The organism is Bacillus cereus group sp. MYBK195-1, assembly GCF_051916605.1.
Taxonomy (GTDB): Bacteria; Bacillota; Bacilli; order Bacillales; family Bacillaceae_G; genus Bacillus_A; species Bacillus_A cereus.
Window position 1 is genome coordinate 1,024,028 of record NZ_JBQAGZ010000001.1, and the last position, 14,482, is coordinate 1,038,509.

Genomic DNA, 14,482 nt, shown 5'->3' on the forward strand with positions numbered 1-14,482 from the left:
GCTACTTCTTCTTTATATCCCGAAAAATTAATTTTTAATATCTTTCAAAAAATCTTCTAGAACTCTTTTGACGGGTAAGCTAGCCTTTTCCAATAATTTTTGTGCTGTATCAATTACTCGACTATTGGATACTATCATCTTTTTATGTTCTTCAGAATTGAAAGACCTTAAAGAATCTATAGTAGTCTCAACAACTTCATCACTTTCTTCAAGCATATTCAATAGTAATTCTAATCCATTTATTCCTAAATCATCATCAATGCAATAAGCCAGCCTAATTTTCCACTTATCATTTTTATCATTAATACTTTGAAATAATTTTCCCCAATCTTTGTCAGTAAAATCATTCAGCAGTTCTTGAGCATACATAAATCCATCATCATACCAAGAATCTTCTGAACTATTTTCGGATAATATTTCATTTAATTCTTCATACATTTCTTATTCCTCCTTTATTTCTAAAATCCAGATGGTGGTAATGCATTAGCTTTACCTGTCGGATAGGCACTAATAACACTATCTCCTTTCTTTATCACATCTATTTCTACACCATCAATAGTACCTCGATGCCAAGTTGCTCCGTCCCTAGCTCTAGTACTAATTAATTTAGAATTCCCGATATTCTCAACGCTATTTATTATTTTTGTGTCACTCCACCCATCTGGAAATACTGTACTACTTTTTATTTTAGATAATTTACCATCTGGAAACTGAGTAGTATACTTAATGTTCTTTGTTCCATCTGGATTAATTTTAATTTCCTCTACAACATAGTTATGATGATTATTATTTATTCCAGAAGAATGTCCCCCAATAATCTCATTCTTATTAGGATTTTTTCTTTGTCCCCACAGAATTTTTTCTTCCATTTCGGGTGTGATTGTGGAATTAGCTCCGTTGGCTTCCTTATCAGCATTATCTATTTTTTTAGTTGCATTTCCCTCTTTATCAAGTTTACCATTCTCTTTAACTTTATTAACACGCTCACCAGAAGATGGAGAAGACTTGAATTTTTGAAGAGTATCCTGGGCATTTTGAATCGATTTATCCCAAACCAATCCACCGTGTACAACAGCACCAACACCAGCCGCTGTAGCAGCTGCATCTAATGGAAGAACAATTGGTGATGCTAACCCACCACTTCCTACTTCTGCGAAGAATGTTAAGAAATTAGCCCCACCTATGACTGAAATACCTTCAAAAATTTCTACAATAGATCCTGCCGTTGATATAACATGTCCAGTAAATCTTCCAGCTTGATAAGTTGCTTTGCTTTCTAATTTATCATTATCAGGTGGTGTTAGTCCAATATAGTCTTCAGCTACTGCACTGCCAGCGCCTTGTATAAAGTCCAAAGCACCTTCATAAATATCTTCGACACCATGTTTAAACGTATCTAGTAAAGATTCATCTTTTTTCTCACTATTTAATGGACCACACATTGCTCCTTCTTCAATTGAACTACCATTTAAAAGATTGTCGGCCTGACGCTTCCTATCTTCTTCAATCTCCTGAATGGAAGTCGTCCACTCCATATTCAATCCTTGTGTACTAAACGTGCCACTTGCAGGACTAAAGCCTTTTCCACTTTGGACTTCGGCAAGACCAGTAGCAATACTAGCTGCTAGTTGAAGAGCCGTACTATAGTTATTACTGGATGTATATTCAAATTCATGTAAATGCTCTAGTTTTTCTTCAAGTTTTTTTCTCATCGTAACTAAGACTGCAACAATTGCGTCTATTCCAGGCATTGGCATAGCTACATCTACCGCTTCTATACTTGCAATCGATTGATTGATTTCCTGTATTTGTTCTCTTATCTCTTGTTCGATAACATCAGTTGAAGCTACCTGTGATTGAAATTGACTTGGAAAAGCATCATTCTGACGGATTAATTCTTCACATAAATAAATGATTCCTTGCGCTAAAGGACGAAAGGTTTGAACAAAAAATGCTTTTGCACTGCTATATGTTTGCCCTTGTAACACAGTATCAGTTGCAAAAGCGTCAATCGACTGAATGGCTTGTTCCATACCTTGAATGGTAGCCGTACATACAGCATTCATACTTTGTGTTTGGGCATGTACTTCCCCTAAATACATATTTAAACTCAAAAATCTCCCCCCCTTTTATGCAAACAGGTAAATCATACCAATTAAAGGATATATATGTAAATATGCTGCTGTAGTAAACTCAATATCAAAGTAGGGATTTTCCATTTAATTACTAAATTACCGTCTGATTCGTTTTTGGGTACCTGTGAAGAATATGGTATACAAAATAAATTTACAGGATTTGAAATGAATATATAATAGAAGAAAAAAGAAATATTTATATTGTCATCACCCTGTTGGCGTCAACCTCATGCGCCTAATGGCAACAAAAAACATCTACTTCGTCCCATTCGGCCAAGATGCACCAGAGAAAAAACCGAACTCAATGGTAGCTCGCATGGAGCTGCTGGAAGATACAGTGTTAGAAGCGCTGCAAGGGAAGCAATTGCAACCGGTTGTCGTAGAAAAATTCAGATATATGAATTAAAAAACGAAAAAAAACGGACAATTTTTGATGAAACCATCATTCTTACTGTAGAATATGATAAAATTAACGTTATTAAGATCAGAAGGGGTATTGTTATTGTATACTCCTTCTGATTCTAAGTTATAGAAGGATTGGTATCTAGAAAGGGGCATAGTGATGGAAAAGCAAAAAACTTTTCATGTCGCTGTAGTTGGAGCAACCGGCGCAGTTGGTGAACAAATGTTAAATACTTTAGAGAAACGAGAATTTCCAATCGGGAAATTAACGTTACTTTCATCTAAACGATCTGCAGGTAAGAAACTTGTATTTAAAGGCGAAGAATTTACAGTTCAAGAGGCAACTCCTGAAAGCTTTGAAGGAGTAGATATCGCACTATTTAGTGCTGGTGGATCTGTATCGAAACAATTAGCGCCAGAAGCAGCAAAACGCGGTGCGATTGTTGTTGATAATACAAGTGCATTCCGTATGACAGAAAACGTGCCACTTGTTGTACCTGAAGTAAATGAAAACGACTTAAAAGAACATAATGGTATTATTGCAAATCCAAACTGTTCTACAATTCAAATGGTAGTAGCTCTTGAGCCAGTTCGTCAGCAATATGGTTTAAAACGAGTAATCGTTTCCACATATCAAGCTGTATCAGGTGCTGGTGCGGCAGCTATTGAAGAACTGCATGAACAATCACAAGCAATCTTAAATGGCGAAGAAGTTAAGGCAAATGTTCTTCCTGTATCAGGTGATAAGAAGCATTTCCCAATTGCTTTTAATGCGATTCCACAGATTGATAAATTCCAAGATAATGGATTTACGTTTGAAGAAATGAAAATGATTAACGAAACGAAAAAAATTATGCATATGCCTGAATTAGAAGTAGCGGCAACATGTGTACGTTTACCAGTTGTATCAGGACACTCTGAGTCTGTTTACATCGAAGTAGAAAAAGAAGGCGTAACAGTAGCAGAATTAAAGAGCTTACTTGCAAATGCGGAAGGTATTGTTCTGCAAGATAATCCAGAAGAGCAGTTATATCCAATGCCAGCTACTGCAGTAGGTAAAAACGAAGTATTCGTTGGAAGAATCCGTAAAGATTTAAATAACGATAAAGGATTCCATCTTTGGGTCGTATCTGATAACTTATTAAAAGGCGCTGCATGGAATTCTGTTCAAATTGCAGAGCGCTTAGTAAAATTACAATTAGTGTAAACGGCTAAGAGAAGGTGCAAAATATGAAAATAATTGTTCAAAAATTTGGTGGCACATCAGTACGTGATGACAATGGACGTAAGCATGCGCTTCATCATATAAAAAAATCATTAGCTGCTGGTTATAAAGTAGTTACTGTCGTATCTGCTATGGGCCGTAAAGGTGAACCATATGCAACGGATACGTTATTAAGTCTTGTAAATCAAGAGGAATCTACTATTTCTAAACGTGAGCAAGATTTATTATTATCATGCGGAGAGTTAATCTCTGCAATTGTTTTCTCTAATATGTTGAATGAGAACGGTATAAAAGCAGCAGCATTAAATGGTGCACAAGCTGGTTTTGTAACGAATGATGACTTTACGAATGCAAAGATTATTGAAATGAATTGCGATCGTATACATGAAGAGTTAGAAAATGTAGATGTAATCGTCGTTACAGGATTTCAAGGGCAAACGAAAAAAGGTGATACGACAACACTTGGACGCGGAGGTAGTGATACTTCAGCTTCAGCATTAGGTGTTGCACTTTATGCTGAATATATCGATATATTCACTGATGTAGAAGGTGTTATGACTGCGGATCCTCGTATTGTAAAAGATGCACGTCATCTTCAAACTGTAACGTATAACGAAATTTGTAACATGGCTTATCAAGGTGCGAAAGTCGTTCATCCACGTGCAGTTGAAATTGCGATGCATGCAAAAGTGCCACTTCGTGTACGTTCTACGTATTCTGAAAGTGAAGGTACTCTTATTGCAGCATACGATGGTGCTACAAAAGGGCAGGATGTAGAAGAACGTCCTGTTACAGGTATTGCCCACGTATCGAACGTAACGCAAATTAAAGTACTTGCAAAAGAAACGGCATACGACATACAGCAGCATGTATTTAAAGAAATGGCAAACGAAGGCATTAGTGTTGATTTAATTAACATTTCTCCTACTGGTGTAGCTTACACAGTAAATGATAATGTATCAGCTCGTGCTGTCGAAGTGCTAAAACAACTTGGATATGAGCCAATTGTGACAGAACATTGTGCGAAAGTATCTATCGTTGGGGCTGGAATGGCAGGATACCCAGGGGTTACTGCGAAAATCGTTACAGCTTTAGCGGAAAAAGGTATTCAAATCCTGCAATCGGCAGATAGTCATACAACAATTTGGGTTCTTGTAAAAGAAACTGATTTAGTGGAGGCTGTAAATGCATTACATAGTGCGTTTGAGCTTTCAAAAGAAAAGCAACTGGAACAATAAGGAGTGAGACCATGATAGATTTTGGGACAATTGCAACCGCGATGGTAACACCGTTTGATATAAACGGGAATATCGATTTTGCAAAGACAACGAAATTGGTAAATTATTTAATTGATAATGGTACAACAGCAATCGTGGTAGGAGGAACGACAGGAGAATCTCCTACATTAACTTCAGAAGAGAAAGTAGCGTTATATCGCCATGTCGTATCTGTTGTCGATAAAAGAGTGCCCGTAATCGCTGGAACAGGTAGCAATAATACGCATGCTTCTATTGACTTAACTAAAAAGGCAACAGAAGTTGGTGTGGATGCAGTAATGCTAGTAGCACCGTATTATAACAAACCGAGTCAAGAAGGAATGTATCAGCATTTTAAAGCAATTGCTGAAAGCACGCCGCTTCCGGTTATGCTATATAACGTTCCAGGACGATCTATTGTACAAATCTCCGTTGATACAGTTGTTCGTTTATCAGAAATAGAAAACATTGTTGCTATTAAAGATGCCGGCGGCGATGTGTTAACAATGACAGAAATCATTGAAAAAACAGCGGACGACTTTGCGGTATACAGCGGTGATGACGGTTTAACGTTACCAGCTATGGCAGTTGGAGCGAAAGGTATCGTTTCGGTAGCCTCTCATGTTATCGGAAACGAAATGCAAGAAATGATTACAGCATTTCAAGCAGGAGAATTTAAGAAGGCACAAAAATTACATCAATTACTTGTAAGAGTAACTGATTCATTATTTATGGCGCCAAGTCCAACTCCAGTAAAAACAGCGTTACAAATGGTTGGATTAGATGTAGGTTCTGTACGTTTACCACTTCTTCCATTAACAGAAGAAGAAAGAGTAACGTTACAATCTGTAATGCAATCTATCCCTCGTTAATAAAAAATGACCTAGTGTAGAACTAGGTCATTTTTTATTATATGCAAATCTTTTCCTCTTTTTCTTACTTATATGTGTTCTTATAAGAATATTAATCGCTTCTTCATTATGTGTATAAGAAAATAATCGTATCCCTTTAACTGAGTCAAAAAATGATAGATATTATGGCATAAACGTAATAAACTACGGTGTCTGTTTTTAGAGAAATCCCCTCAAATGTGACGTAATTCATAAAAAAACTCCATTTTGTAAGTGTTTTTGTTGGATTCTAGAAAAATAAATCTTGAAACTCCCTATTATGAAATGAATTTAGCGTATGTATGGCTAGTTCTTCAAAATAATATGGAGTATAAAATCGGAGAAAATATAAAGGAAATACGTTCGATACTTTTGTTGTCATTCCGTTCTTTTCCTCTTTCTTTCGCACGATTTAACTTGTGTTCTATTTCTTGTATCAGGTATAATATGGCTAAGTAGCTTAGTACGGGTATGCTTAGCAAAATTGGGAAAAATTATAATTTAATTAAATTTTCATATCATATCGAATAAGATATTTGATTTATATAATGAAAGAGAGGTGAAACCTGGTTTAAAAAATAAACAAGGACATGATATCGCATAACGGTAAGGACATTCGTCTTGGACGGTGAAAATATGGTGGTTGTAGAGTTTCCCCTGGTGTCTCTGCAATTTTAGTGAAATCAGTGTTTGCAAGATTTTTAAACCAGGCAACAACATGAAGAGAAAAGAGAATGAGTCTGTTAAAGTATTTGCTCTTGGTGGAGTAGGTGAAATCGGGAAAAACATGTACTGTGTTGAAATTGATTCTGAAATCTTTATCGTAGATGCAGGGTTAATGTTCCCGGGAGATGAAATGTTTGGAATTGATATCGTTATTCCTGATATTACATATTTAGTGGAAAATCAAGAGCGAGTAAAAGGTTTATTTATTACTCACGGTCATGAAGATCATATTGGTGGAATTGTGTATGTACTTCGTAAATTATCTATTCCAGTCTATGCAACGAAATTAACAGTAGGACTTATACAAGAAAAACTTGGTGAAGCGGGCATGTTAGGCCGTGTAGACCTAAAAACAATCGATTCAAATTCAACAGTAGAATTTAACACTACAACGGTGTCATTCTTCGGAACGACACATAGTATTCCGGATTCTGTTGGCGTTTGTTTCCATACATCAAAAGGTGCAGTCGTATATACGGGAGACTTTAAATTCGATCAAACTCCAATTGGAAATAGTGGAGCAGACCTTGGTAAAATGGCACAAATCGGAAATGAAGGCGTACTTTGCTTATTATCTGATAGTACAAACGCAGAGCGCCCAGGCTATACAGGTTCAGAAAAAGAAGTTGGTGTAGAAATCTCTAAAGTGTTCTACGGCGCAGAAGGTCGCATTATCGTTGCTTCATTTGCATCGAATGTACATCGTATTCAACAAGTATTTGATGCAGCTGCTGAAACAGGGCGAAAAGTAGCAGTAGTAGGACGTAGTATGGTGAAAGTAGTAGACATTGCAAGACGTCTTGGTTATTTAGATGTTCCAGAAGGTATGGTTATTTCATTACAAGAAGTAGACAACTTCCCAGAGAAAAAGGTAGCTATTTTAACGACAGGTAGTCAAGGTGAACCGATGGCTGCTCTATCTAGAATGGCAAAACAAGCGCATAAACAAATTTCAATTCGTAAAGGTGATACTGTTATCATTGCTGCTTCGCCAATTCCGGGTAATGAAATATCTGTATCAAAAATTATTGATTTGTTATTTAGAGCTGGAGCTGAAGTTGTTTATTACGGCGAACGAAAAGTTCACGTGTCAGGTCACGGTAGCCAAGAAGAATTAAAATTAATGTTAAATTTAATGAAACCGAAGTACTTTGTACCCGTACATGGTGAGTTCCGTATGCAAAAAGCACATGCATATTTAGCTGAAGATGTAGGTATTACAAGAGAAAATATCTTTATCGTAGAAAAAGGCGATGTAATTGCTTTTGGTGACGATGAAGCAAACTTAGTCGGTAAAGTACAAGCTGGTAATGTTTTAATTGATGGATTAGGTGTAGGTGACGTTGGTAATATCGTTCTTCGAGATAGAAAGATGTTATCTCAAGATGGAATACTAGTAGTTGTTGTAACGCTTGGTAAAGATGAAAAGAAAATTATCTCTGGCCCAGAAATCATTTCACGTGGTTTCGTATATGTTCGTGAATCAGAAGCGTTAATTGAACGATCTACAGAGATTGTACGTATGATTGTTGAGCAGTCAATTAAAGAATATTCAATTGAATGGTCAATGTTAAAACAAAATATTCGTGAATTATTAGGACAGTTCTTGTACGAAGAGACAAAGAGAAAACCTATGATTTTACCGATTATTATGGAAGTATAAAAAGATCACCCTTATGGGTGATCTTTTTTCTTTTTAACCCTATCGAATGAAATTTATAACTTAAGAAATAATAGTTATATACGAGTGAAAGGGGATGCGAAATGACAGAACGTGATCGATATACAAATGAAGAAAAAGAAGCTGAGCCAAAAGAAGCTGGAAAAGAGGCTTCAATAGTTGAAAAAATTCAACAGCTTGGACAGACAAATGTACCACAGATGAATGAATCACGTATTCATTGTTTAACGATTATCGGACAAGTGGAAGGTCATGTTCAATTACCACCGCAAAATAAAACAACAAAATATGAGCATATCATTCCGCAAATTGTTGCGATTGAACAAAATCCGAAAATTGAAGGTTTGCTTTTAATATTAAATACAGTTGGAGGTGACGTTGAAGCTGGGCTAGCAATTTCTGAAATGGTAGCTTCACTTTCAAAACCAACAGTATCTCTAGTTTTAGGTGGGGGACATTCCATCGGTGTACCGATTGCTGTTTCTACTGACTATTCGTTTATTGCGGAAACTGCGACGATGACAATTCATCCAATTCGTTTAACAGGTCTTGTCATAGGTGTGCCACAAACATTTGAGTATTTGGATAAGATGCAAGAAAGAGTCATTCGTTTTGTGACGAAGCACTCGAAAGTAACAGAAGATCGTTTTAAAGAGCTTATGTTTGCGAAAGGAAATTTAACGCGAGATATTGGGACGAATGTAATTGGTGGGGATGCAGTAAAGTACGGTCTTATAGATGATGTCGGCGGTATTGGAAATGCGATTCGAAAATTAAACGAATTAATAGATGTTCGTGCGGAAGATAGTACAGAAGGGACAATGCTACAATGATTTTATATACAATTATGCCAGAGCAACTTGTGTATCCGGTCGATTATTCACAATGTGAAAGTCAAAAAGTTGTAAATATAAATGGTGTGGAATTAATGGTTTCTGAAGAGGAACATGGATGTTATTCTATTGTACGTGTGCTAAGTACGGACCCACTTCACTATTTAGAGTTTGAGCCCGGTCAGAAAATAACCTTTTAGCAAAAAGAAGGATTTTGTTTAGAAGCTATGGTATAATATAAAAAACAAGACGGTTGAGCAGCCATGAGTAGGCTGCTTTCTTCTGTTTATTTAGCATTTTACAAGAAGTGTAAAAATAGAAGATATAAAGACCAGAAAAATAGAGAAAACAGACATATAAATAGAGCGTTTTGAAGGGAGCTTTACTTATATGTAGAACACGAGGTGAAGAAATGGCAAAACAAAAGCAAAGAGGGACGAAGGCAAAGGCAAGACGTACGATAAAGCCAACTTTGTATTATGAAATCGTCGGTTTAACTCTTTTTGCACTTTCAATCATTACGATTTTACAGCTAGGCGTTGTAGGGAAATCGTTTGTGTTATTTTTTCGCTTCTTCTTTGGTGAGTGGTACATAATTGGTGTGTTAGGTGTAATAGCTTTATCGGTTTCCTTTGTTATAAAACGCGGATGGCCGAACCTTTTAAATAAACGATTAATTGGATTTTATTTAATTGTATTGGCGATATTAATGTTTAGTCATATTACATTATTTAACCTTCTTACAAAAGATGGAGCAGTGCAAAATACTTCTGTTATTGTGAGTACGAAAGATAACTTCTTTCTTGAAATGAAAAAGGGGCCAGATAGCGTTCATTTAGGTGGTGGTATGTTTGGTGCGCTTATGTTCGCAACATGTTACTTCTTATTTGACGAAGTAGGAGCTTATATCATTGGTATTATTCTAGTTATTCTCGGTATACTTTGTATAACAAATAAGCATATTGGAGAAGTGTTAGCTCCAGTTGGTAGAATTCTTAGAAGTCAGTTTCAAGTGATGCAAGGGGATTATAAAGATTGGAGAGCCAAAAGAACGGCTGAACAAACAGAAAAGAAAAAAACAACAAGAAGCACAAGAAGCAAACGTGCTGCAGAACAAGAAGAAATTATTGAGCCGATGGAAGAAATCTCAATTGATCCTCCGATTATTTCGAATTTCACTGAGAATTATCCTGTAAATGAAGAAGAGGATAAACGAATCGAAGTAGAGCAAGAAGAGTTGATCACTTCACCGTTTATTGAAGAGACTCCGCCAATTGAAGAACCAAAGAAAAAGCGTGGAGAAAAAATTGTTGAATCGTTAGAGAGTGAAGCGCAAGCACCTCCTATGCAATTTTCAAATGTAGAAAATAAAGATTACAAGCTTCCTTCACTTGATATATTAAAATTTCCAAAGAATAAGCAAGTTACAAATGAAAATGCGGAAATTTATGAGAATGCTCGTAAATTAGAACGTACATTCCAAAGTTTCGGAGTGAAAGCGAAAGTAACAAAAGTGCATAGAGGTCCTGCAGTTACAAAATATGAAGTGTATCCTGATATGGGGGTAAAGGTAAGCAAAATTGTCAGTTTAAGTGATGATTTAGCCCTTGCTTTAGCTGCAAAGGACATTCGTATTGAAGCGCCAATTCCCGGGAAATCAGCTGTAGGGATCGAAGTTCCAAACTCAGAAGTTTCGATGGTAACGCTGAGGGAAGTTCTTGACTCTAAGGCTAATAATCATCCGGAAGAGAAGTTGTTAATTGGTCTTGGCCGAGATATTACAGGTGAAGCTGTATTAGCCCGTCTAAATAAAATGCCTCATTTACTCGTAGCTGGTGCGACAGGTAGCGGGAAAAGTGTATGTATTAACGGTATTATTGTTAGTATTTTAATGCGTGCAAAACCACATGAAGTAAAATTAATGATGATTGACCCGAAAATGGTAGAGCTAAATGTATATAACGGTGTGCCTCATTTGTTAACGCCAGTTGTAACTGATCCGAAAAAAGCATCGCAAGCATTGAAAAAAGTTGTGAGTGAAATGGAACGTCGTTATGAATTGTTTGCTCATAGTGGTACACGTAACATTGAAGGATACAACGATTATATAAAAGAGCATAATAGTCAATCAGAAGCGAAACAACCCGAATTACCTTATATTGTAGTAATTGTGGACGAGTTAGCAGATTTAATGATGGTTGCTTCGTCTGATGTAGAGGATGCGATTATGCGTCTAGCGCAAATGGCTCGTGCTGCTGGTATTCATTTAATTATTGCAACGCAACGTCCGTCAGTTGACGTTATTACGGGTGTTATTAAAGCAAATATTCCATCACGTATTGCATTCGCTGTATCTTCTCAAACAGATTCTCGTACAATTCTTGACGGTGGTGGTGCAGAGAAGCTACTAGGTCGTGGAGACATGCTGTTTATACCAATTGGTGCATCGAAACCTGTACGTGTACAAGGCGCATTTTTATCAGATGATGAAGTTGAGAGAGTTGTAGAATATGTTATTGGACAGCAAAAAGCACAATATCAAGAAGATATGATTCCGCAAGATGTTCCTGATACGAAGCAGGAAGTAGAAGATGAATTATATGATGAAGCGGTTCAACTTGTAGTGGAAATGCAAACAGCATCTGTTTCTATGTTACAACGTAGGTTTAGAGTAGGTTATACGCGAGCTGCTCGCCTAATTGATGCAATGGAAATGAATGGTGTAGTAGGTCCGTATGAAGGGAGTAAACCGAGAGAAGTACTCATTAATGATGTACAAGAAAAAAGTTCTTAAAAAAAGCCTAATTGTTTTTACAATTAGGCTTTTTTATATAGTGTTTTTGTTATATACTATACTCAGCGATAAAGAAAGGGCTTACATTTAGGGGTGCCCTTTAGAATACGAATACTTTGAGTATGTTTTATGTAAATGTTCGATATTTAATGCAGAAAAATGTTCGATTTTGTTGACACGTATGAGAGCAAGTGGTAAGATTACTTCGAAAAGAATCACTGCCTCATATAATCTTGGAGATAAGGTCCATAAGTTTCTACCTGGCAACCATGAATTGCTAGACTATGAGGGGAAAAGTGTGTAACAAAGGATGTAAAGGATCTTTGTGCCGAACTTTTTCTCGAAATGAGGAATGTTTATGGTGCAAAGTTTTTTTTATGCAATAAAGAGTGAAAATTTTATTTTAAAAAATTATTATTATTTATTCGACAATTACACTTATTTTGGTGTTTAGTCATTTGTACTATGTTGTAAGTTGAAAAAAGAGAAAAGAAGTCTTACATCAGAGGTCGAATAATTGAAATGCGGGGGAGTCTTATGTCAGTAAAATCTGATAGTCGTCACCTATATCTACGGGTGATTGATCACATCAAAGAAAAAATTAAAGATGGCGCTTATAAAGAACGACAAAAGTTACCATCAGAGTTTGATTTAGCGAAAGAACTTGGTGTAAGTAGAGCGACTTTAAGGGAAGCGTTGCGTATTTTAGAAGAAGAAAATGTTGTCATTCGTAGACATGGTGTAGGGACATTTGTAAATGCAAAGCCATTATTTTCTTCTGGAATAGAACAACTTTCTAGTATTACAGATATGATTTCTAGTGTGGGGAAAACACCAGGAACAATCTTTTTATCATCATCTACTACAACTTTAACAGAAGAGGAAAAAGAGAAGTTTAATAGTGAAGATGGTTTTAATGCAGTGATGATTGAACGCGTGCGTACAGCAGATGGGGAACCTGTTGTGTATTGTATCGATAAACTTGCAAAAGAAATATTGCCAGACTTATCGGGTTACAATGAGGAATCATTATTAACGGTGATACATAATAACACGCATAAGCGCATAACATATGCGGTTGCTCACATTGAGCCAATTGGCTATCACCCTAAAATCTCACCGATTTTAGAATGTGAGCCTGAAACAGCACTGCTTGTATTAAAACAAATGCACTATGATCAAAATGATGAGCCAATCTTATATTCTATCAATTACTTTAGAGCTGATAAATTTAGCTTCCACGTATTAAGAAAGCGTATGTAGGTAAATTCCTTTTTAGGGAGGTGACAGCAAGAAGTAAGGAACAGCAGCGTAAGAATAAATAAATATATATCATTTTTGGAGGGGTTTCTAGTATGAAGAAAAAAGCAGGCCTTTTATTATCATTAACTTTAGCAGCAAGTACAGTTTTAGGTGCATGTGGTAACTCGGATAAGGCGAGCAGTGACAAGAAAGACACGAAAGACAATAAAGACTTCAAGGTTGGTCTCGTAACGGATGTTGGGGGCGTTGATGATAAGTCATTTAACCAATCTTCTTGGGAAGGGTTACAAAAGTTTGGTAAAGATAATGGTTTAAAAGAAAAGACAAATTATCGTTACCTTCAGTCTGAAAAAGAAGCTGATTATATTCCGAATTTAAAAAAATTCTCAAAAGATAAATATGATTTAACATTCGGAATTGGTTATAAATTAGAAGGTGCAATTAAAGAAGTAGCAAAAGAATCTTCAAAACAACAATTTGCAATCGTAGATACTGTTGTAGATGCACCGAACGTAACGAGTATTACGTTTAAAGATCATGAAGGATCATTCCTTGTAGGTGCGGTAGCAGCTATGTCAACAAAATCGAATAAAGTAGGATTTGTTGGTGGAATGAAAAGTGATTTAATTAGTAAATTTGAAAATGGATTTAAAGCTGGTGCAAAGGCAGTAAATCCAAACATTGAAATCGTATCTGAATATGCAGAAGCATTCGATAAGCCTGAAAAAGGTACAGTTCTTGCTTCAGCAATGTATGGTCAAGGCGTAGACGTAATTTATCATGCTGCTGGTGGTACAGGTAACGGTGTGTTCACAGAAGCGAAAAACCGTAAGAAAAAAGGTGAAAATGTTTGGGTAATCGGTGTTGACCGTGACCAACATCAAGAAGGTATGCCTGAAAATGTAACATTAACTTCAATGATTAAACGTGTTGATGTAGCAGTAGAAAAAGTAGCTAAAGAAGCAAAAGATGGGAATTTAAAAGGCGGGAAAATTGAAGAGTTTGGCTTAAAAGATGACGGTATTGGTATTTCAAAAACAACTGATAACGTGAAAAAAGTTAACCCTGAAATTTTAACAAAAGTAGAAGAGCTTGAAAAGAAAATTACAGCCGGTGAAATTAAAGTGCCAGCTACAGATAAAGAGTATAAAGAATATGAAGCTTCTCTAAAAAAATAAATAGAGAAATAGCAAAGGTTAGTTCATAGAACTAACCTTTGTATGTATAAAACTTCCGAATTGCTTAATAAGTTAATAGTGTAATAGGGAATGTTCCCT

At 36.2% G+C, this 14,482-nt stretch carries 11 protein-coding genes, 1 pseudogene and 1 riboswitch; of the genes and pseudogenes, 10 read left to right on the top strand and 2 right to left on the bottom strand.

Features of this window, described 5'->3' with window-relative positions:
* Positions 1–27 precede the first annotated feature (27 nt).
* Positions 28–438 (bottom strand): hypothetical protein, encoded by a 411-nt coding sequence (locus tag ACTFRY_RS05575; protein WP_000272779.1) that lies wholly within the window; start codon positions 436–438, stop codon positions 28–30.
* A 20-nt stretch (positions 439–458) separates the two neighbouring features.
* Entirely contained in the window at positions 459–2,114 is a 1,656-nt protein-coding gene (locus ACTFRY_RS05580) for an EndoU domain-containing protein (protein ID WP_098617345.1), read from the bottom strand.
* Positions 2,115–2,352: 238 nt separating this feature from the next.
* Here ACTFRY_RS05580 and spoVFB point away from each other — a divergent pair.
* The 10 genes and pseudogenes from spoVFB to ACTFRY_RS05630 all read left to right on the top strand — a co-directional run.
* Positions 2,353–2,541 (top strand): annotated as a pseudogene (gene spoVFB, locus ACTFRY_RS05585) (dipicolinate synthase subunit B); the annotation flags it as partial.
* A 156-nt stretch (positions 2,542–2,697) separates the two neighbouring features.
* Entirely contained in the window at positions 2,698–3,744 is a 1,047-nt protein-coding gene (gene asd / locus ACTFRY_RS05590) for an aspartate-semialdehyde dehydrogenase (protein ID WP_000414846.1), read from the top strand.
* A 23-nt stretch (positions 3,745–3,767) separates the two neighbouring features.
* On the top strand, positions 3,768–5,000 hold the full coding sequence (gene dapG / locus ACTFRY_RS05595) for an aspartate kinase (RefSeq protein WP_098616339.1): 1,233 nt from the start codon (positions 3,768–3,770) through the stop codon (positions 4,998–5,000).
* 11 nt (positions 5,001–5,011) lie between these two features.
* Positions 5,012–5,890 (top strand): 4-hydroxy-tetrahydrodipicolinate synthase, encoded by an 879-nt coding sequence (gene dapA, locus ACTFRY_RS05600; protein WP_000564763.1) that lies wholly within the window; start codon positions 5,012–5,014, stop codon positions 5,888–5,890.
* Positions 5,891–6,626: 736 nt separating this feature from the next.
* On the top strand, positions 6,627–8,297 hold the full coding sequence (locus ACTFRY_RS05605) for a ribonuclease J (RefSeq protein WP_000823096.1): 1,671 nt from the start codon (positions 6,627–6,629) through the stop codon (positions 8,295–8,297).
* A gap of 101 nt (positions 8,298–8,398) precedes the next feature.
* Positions 8,399–9,148, top strand: a complete 750-nt coding sequence (tepA, locus tag ACTFRY_RS05610) for a translocation-enhancing protein TepA (RefSeq protein WP_000139806.1) — start codon at positions 8,399–8,401, stop codon at positions 9,146–9,148.
* The gene (locus ACTFRY_RS05615; protein ID WP_000605036.1) at positions 9,145–9,348 is read left to right on the top strand and encodes a YlzJ-like family protein; all 204 of its coding nucleotides are present in this window, start codon (positions 9,145–9,147) and stop codon (positions 9,346–9,348) included. Before tepA ends, ACTFRY_RS05615 begins: the two co-directional genes overlap by 4 nt.
* A gap of 212 nt (positions 9,349–9,560) precedes the next feature.
* Complete coding sequence (locus tag ACTFRY_RS05620) at positions 9,561–11,942, top strand: DNA translocase FtsK (protein ID WP_001118782.1); 2,382 nt, start codon at positions 9,561–9,563, stop codon at positions 11,940–11,942.
* Between the two features lie 203 nt (positions 11,943–12,145).
* Positions 12,146–12,247: riboswitch (purine riboswitch) on the top strand.
* Positions 12,248–12,479: 232 nt separating this feature from the next.
* Positions 12,480–13,205 carry a GntR family transcriptional regulator gene (locus ACTFRY_RS05625; protein ID WP_000114182.1) on the top strand — a complete coding sequence of 242 codons (726 nt, stop codon included), beginning with the start codon at positions 12,480–12,482 and terminating at the stop codon, positions 13,203–13,205.
* Between the two features lie 92 nt (positions 13,206–13,297).
* Positions 13,298–14,383 (top strand): BMP family lipoprotein, encoded by a 1,086-nt coding sequence (locus tag ACTFRY_RS05630; RefSeq protein ID WP_000725771.1) that lies wholly within the window; start codon positions 13,298–13,300, stop codon positions 14,381–14,383.
* Positions 14,384–14,482 lie beyond the last annotated feature (99 nt).

Excerpts from the sequence above, each read along its gene's own strand:
- ACTFRY_RS05575 (WP_000272779.1), bottom strand. The coding sequence starts at position 438 with ATGTATGAAGAATTAAATGAAATATTATCCGAAAATAGTTCAGAAGAT.
- ACTFRY_RS05625 (WP_000114182.1), top strand. The coding sequence starts at position 12,480 with ATGTCAGTAAAATCTGATAGTCGTCACCTATATCTACGGGTGATTGAT.
- ACTFRY_RS05620 (WP_001118782.1), top strand. The coding sequence starts at position 9,561 with ATGGCAAAACAAAAGCAAAGAGGGACGAAGGCAAAGGCAAGACGTACG.
- dapA (WP_000564763.1), top strand. The coding sequence starts at position 5,012 with ATGATAGATTTTGGGACAATTGCAACCGCGATGGTAACACCGTTTGAT.
- dapG (WP_098616339.1), top strand. The coding sequence starts at position 3,768 with ATGAAAATAATTGTTCAAAAATTTGGTGGCACATCAGTACGTGATGAC.
- ACTFRY_RS05605 (WP_000823096.1), top strand. The coding sequence starts at position 6,627 with ATGAAGAGAAAAGAGAATGAGTCTGTTAAAGTATTTGCTCTTGGTGGA.
- ACTFRY_RS05615 (WP_000605036.1), top strand. The coding sequence starts at position 9,145 with ATGATTTTATATACAATTATGCCAGAGCAACTTGTGTATCCGGTCGAT.
- asd (WP_000414846.1), top strand. The coding sequence starts at position 2,698 with ATGGAAAAGCAAAAAACTTTTCATGTCGCTGTAGTTGGAGCAACCGGC.
- tepA (WP_000139806.1), top strand. The coding sequence starts at position 8,399 with ATGACAGAACGTGATCGATATACAAATGAAGAAAAAGAAGCTGAGCCA.
- ACTFRY_RS05630 (WP_000725771.1), top strand. The coding sequence starts at position 13,298 with ATGAAGAAAAAAGCAGGCCTTTTATTATCATTAACTTTAGCAGCAAGT.